At 43.9% G+C, this 4797-nt stretch carries 3 protein-coding genes and 1 pseudogene; 3 read left to right on the top strand and 1 reads right to left on the bottom strand.

Annotated elements, in window-relative coordinates:
* Positions 1-78: 78 nt before the first annotated feature.
* Both QZ735_RS02000 and QZ735_RS01995 read left to right on the top strand, forming a co-directional pair.
* A complete protein-coding gene (locus QZ735_RS02000; protein WP_294243684.1) occupies positions 79-2511 on the top strand; it encodes a transketolase C-terminal domain-containing protein in 2433 nt (810 codons plus the stop codon).
* A 289-nt stretch (positions 2512-2800) separates the two neighbouring features.
* A complete protein-coding gene (locus QZ735_RS01995) occupies positions 2801-3622 on the top strand; it encodes a hypothetical protein (protein WP_294243683.1) in 822 nt (273 codons plus the stop codon).
* Positions 3623-3642: 20 nt separating this feature from the next.
* Here QZ735_RS01995 and QZ735_RS01990 read toward each other — a convergent pair whose 3' ends face one another.
* Positions 3643-4014 (bottom strand): helix-turn-helix domain-containing protein, encoded by a 372-nt coding sequence (locus tag QZ735_RS01990; protein WP_294243682.1) that lies wholly within the window; start codon positions 4012-4014, stop codon positions 3643-3645.
* Between the two features lie 141 nt (positions 4015-4155).
* Here QZ735_RS01990 and QZ735_RS01985 point away from each other — a divergent pair.
* Positions 4156-4797, top strand: a pseudogene (locus QZ735_RS01985) (12-oxophytodienoate reductase); the annotation flags it as partial.

The following is a 4797-nucleotide window of genomic DNA, read 5'->3' as shown; positions in this document are numbered from 1 at the left end:
ATTATTAAAAATTAAAATTAATTTAAAAAGTGTATATTAGCAAAATACTTCAGGACAAAAAAACTTTTTTATTGGGCTATGCAAACAACTTATATAGAAACACAGCAGATCTCTTTTCAAGACTTTAAAAACCAGATACTTGAAGATTATAAGATGGGCAGGGTTTCCCGCGAAATGTCTTATCTGGGAAGAAGGGAAGTGCTAACAGGAAAAGCTAAATTCGGAATTTTCGGGGATGGGAAGGAGCTTCCTCAGCTGGCAATGGCAAAAGTATTCAGGGAGGGTGACTTCCGTTCAGGATACTACAGGGACCAGACTTTTGCATTGTCTGCGGACGCACTGACGGTAGAAAGTTTCTTTGCGCAGCTCTATGCGGATACCAGTGTGGAAAGAGAGCCGGCTTCTGCCGGAAGGCAGATGAACGGCCATTTTGCCACCCGCAGTCTGAACGAAGACGGAAGCTGGAAAGACCTTACCGCACAAAAGAATATTTCTTCGGATATTTCTCCTACTGCCGGGCAGATGCCCCGACTGCTGGGACTGGCACAGGCTTCCAAAGTCTATAAAACCGTAGCGTTTGAGGGCTCTGAAAAGTTTTCCAAAAACGGAAATGAAGTGGCCTTCGGTACCATCGGGGATGCTTCTACGGCAGAAGGCCACTTCTGGGAGACGTTGAATGCCGCCTGTGCGCTCCAGGTTCCCATGATCGTATCGATCTGGGATGACGGATACGGGATTTCCGTGCCGACCATGAAGCAGAGGGCAAAGGCCGATATTGCCGAAATGCTGAGCGGATTCCAGAGAAAAGAAGGGGAATTCCAGGGCTGTGAAATCATTCAGGTAAAAGCATGGGATTATCCTGCGCTGCTGGATGCCTACGCCAGAGCCGAACAGTTTGCAAGAGTAGAAAGCGTGCCGGTGATCGTTCATGTGATTGAAGTAACACAGCCACAGGGACACTCAACCTCCGGTTCCCACGAAAGATACAAGAATGAAGAGCGCCTTGCCTGGGAATCACAGTTTGACGGACTGGTGAAATTCAGGGAATGGATCCTTAATTATTCCATTGAGATAGACGGTAAAGAAGAAGTGCTGGCGACCATTGAAGACCTGGATGCCATTGATGAAGAAGCAAAGAAAACCGTAAAATCCGGACAGAAAAAAGCCTGGGAAAGCTACCAGAAGAGCATTGCAGATATCAATCAATCCGTATTGCCGCTGGTAGAAAACCTGAAAAGCCAGAATGCTGAGATTGAAAATTATATCAATCAGTTTAATAAACTGGTTTCCAAGGCTAAGAAAGATATTTTCCATCTGGTGAGAAGATCATTGCTGGCCACCAGGGGAATCCATTCTGCCGAGCGAGACCAGTTGATGCAGAAATATAAGGAGATCTTCGAGGTGGAAAAAGATAATTACTCCTCGCACCTCTATTCCCAGTCCCGTTGGAAGGCTGAAAACGTAAAAGAAATCAAACCCATATTCTCTGAAAGCTCGGAAGAGGTAGACGGGAGAGTAGTGGTAAGAAACAATTTCGATAAAATTTTTGAAAAATATCCTGAAACTCTTGTATTTGGGGAAGACGCCGGAAATATCGGTGATGTCAACCAGGGGCTTGAGGGCATGCAGGAAAAATACGGTGAAGTCCGTGTGGCCGATACCGGAATCCGTGAAGCCACCATTCTCGGACAGGGAATCGGGATGGCCATGAGAGGCCTGAGACCGATTGCCGAGATCCAGTACCTGGACTATATCCTTTACTGTCTGCAGGGAATGAGCGATGACCTGGCTACCGTTCAGTACAGGACAAAAGGAGGCCAGAAAGCGCCGGTCATCATCAGAACGAGAGGACACAGGCTGGAAGGCGTATGGCATTCGGGGTCACCGATGGCCGGAATCCTCAACCTCTCCAAGGGAATCCTGGTACTGGTACCAAGAAACCTGACAAAAGCTGCCGGATTCTACAATACCATGCTTCAGAGCGATGATCCTGCCGTTATCGTGGAATGCCTGAACGGGTACCGCCTGAAAGAAAAACAACCTGACAATTTGGGGGAATTTACGGTTCCTGTCGGAAAGATCGAGGTAACCAAGGAAGGAAGCGATGTCACACTGGTAACCTACGGATCTACCTGGAGAATCGTGATGGAAGCTGCAGATGAGCTGGCCAAGCTGGGGATTTCTGCGGAAGTGATCGACGTTCAGTCACTGATTCCTTTTGACCTGTCACAGGAAATTGCCGAAAGCGTTAAGAAAACCAACCGTCTGGTGGTGATCGATGAAGACGTGGAAGGCGGGACTTCAGCTTTTATCCTTCAGCAGATCCTGGAAAAGCAGAAAGCTTTCAGGTACCTGGATTCCGATCCGCTGACGATCGCTGCCAACGATCACAGGCCGGCCTATGCCAGCGACGGTGATTATTTCAGCAAGCCGTCTGCCGATGACATGGTAGAGAAGATCTATGCTTTATTCAATGAAAATAATCCTCAGAAATATCCGGCGATATTTTAATCCGGGATTTTAAATAAATTCAAACCGCTTTCTTTGGGAAGCGGTTTGTTTTGTTTTTAAGGATGATAGCCGTAATTTACAAAAAAAAAACCACTCTATTATGCCAGCCGACTTGTCTGAACTTAAAGAAATATTTAACAATGTTCCGGAAAATCCAAATTTAAAATCCAATAATCTTTTTTCAATCGGTACGAGAGGCTTTTATGAAAATCCTTTTACCGAAGTACTGTCATACCTGTTGAGAAAAAATACCGAATATAAACGGCGGGATGAAATGATGAAAATCCTGTTGGGAGATCTGGATGATGACGGCTTTTTAGACAGCCTCATTCTGAACTGTGAAGTAAGTACCCAATCCATCACTTCAAATGGAAAATACATCGATTTGATTTTATATAATGACACGCATGTTTTGGTCTTTGAAAATAAAATTAACCATTGGATGGCAAATCCATTTGGTGACTATGAAGATGATATTCAGCTAAAATTTCCGTTGCACAATAAAAAGTATGTCATTTTATCATACAAAAAGGAAACCTGTCCGGAAAATTGGAATTATCTGAGCATAAGAGCCTGTTTTGATAAAATCATCGGTGCAGGCCTGCATGCATTTGATAATAAATGGGATTATTTTGCCCATGACTTTCTAGTACAGTTCTCAAATACCAGATTAATAAACATGGATCAATCTTATCTCGATTTTTATGAAAAAAACTTTTCTCAAATAATTTCTGCCCATGCTCAGCTAAAAATATTTTTTATTGATATTGCAGAAAAGGTAAGGGAAAAAATTGAAATTCACAGATATCATTACAGTGAAGACTGGAGCCCGGATGAGCATGCTATCCGTTTTTATCCCTTCAATAACGATATCAATGTTACGCTGATATTTAAAAGCAACGGAACATTCAGCGTGTCCGTCTACTACTATGATCGATTTCACTTAAAAAATGAGATCCATGAATATATTGGCTTCAGTGATTACAGATATTGGAGCGAATCAGCCATATGTTGCTATACGAAACTTCCGGGAAAAGAATTCACCGGGCTTGAACATGCGGTTGAAGAAACTTTGCTGCAGCTAAAAAAACAAAAAGAATATTATGCCTGATGCTTTTTAAAGGGTGAGCATCAAAAAATTGTTTTTTGTGCTTGCCTGCCTTCCAGAATCATTTTGCAGTTTTTCTCCTGCTCAGGATCATACACATGGTATTTCGTTTCCCACTCTTCCAGCTGATAGAGAATAGGAAGGAGTGCCAATCCTTTTTCCGTGAGCGAATATTCTACTCTTGGCGGAAGTTCCTTGAACTCTTCCCGGATGACGAGCCCATCGGTCTGCATCTCCCGGAGCTGGTCGGTAAGGACTTTCCTGGAGATCACATTGATGCGTACAGCCAGTTCCCCGAAACGCAGTTTCCGGTCTTTGATCACCAGCACGATGATCGGCTTCCACTTGCTTCCCAGGGCTGCCATCGCTTTGCCCAGCGGACAGCTGTATTTCATTAATTCACTTTTTACCATGCGTTACTTTGATGTTACCAATATAAGTTACCGCAAAGTTACCACTTTTTTCCATTAGCGGGAAACAAATTCAAACTATTATTAGTTACTTTGTGTAACAATTATAAAATACATCCCATTACAATGAGCACGGAATCTTTGTTTAAGCCTTTTCAATATAAAAATTTAGAACTAAAGAACAGAATCGTCATGGCTCCGATGACAAGAGCACAATCTGATGACGGAGTTCCCACCAAGCAGATCGCCGATTATTATGCCAGAAGAGCAGAGGCAGAAGTAGGATTAATCATTTCTGAAGGGACGGTCATTGACAGGCCGGCCTCTAAAAATATGCAGAATATCCCGGATTTTTATGGGACCGAAGCATTGAACGGATGGAAAAACGTGATTGATGCCGTTCATGAAAACGGCGGAAAAATGGGTCCTCAAATCTGGCACGTAGGCGATACCAGAAGTTCTGAAGAATATCCGGAAGTACCGATGGAAAAAGCTTCCGAAATGAGCCTGGAAGATATCCGGGATACCATTGCCCGGTTTGCAGATTCTGCAAAATCGGCAAAGGACTTAGGATTTGACGTGCTGGAAATTCACGGTGCCCACGGCTACCTGATCGACCAGTTTTTCTGGGAGGTGACCAATACAAGAACCGACGAGTACGGAGGAAAGACCCTGAAAGAAAGAAGCCGCTTTGCCGTAGACATTGTAAAAGCGATCCGTGCCGCAGTGGGGGAAGACTTTACGATCATCATCCGTCTTTCCCAGTGG

It is taken from the genome of uncultured Chryseobacterium sp. (genome assembly GCF_913776365.1).
Taxonomy (GTDB): Bacteria; Bacteroidota; Bacteroidia; order Flavobacteriales; family Weeksellaceae; genus Chryseobacterium.
The sequence above is the reverse complement of the archived record's forward strand: the minus strand, read 5'-3'. Positions and strand labels throughout refer to the sequence as shown.

Excerpts from the sequence above, each read along its gene's own strand:
- QZ735_RS01990 (WP_294243682.1), bottom strand. The coding sequence starts at position 4,014 with ATGAAATACAGCTGTCCGCTGGGCAAAGCGATGGCAGCCCTGGGAAGC.
- QZ735_RS02000 (WP_294243684.1), top strand. The coding sequence starts at position 79 with ATGCAAACAACTTATATAGAAACACAGCAGATCTCTTTTCAAGACTTT.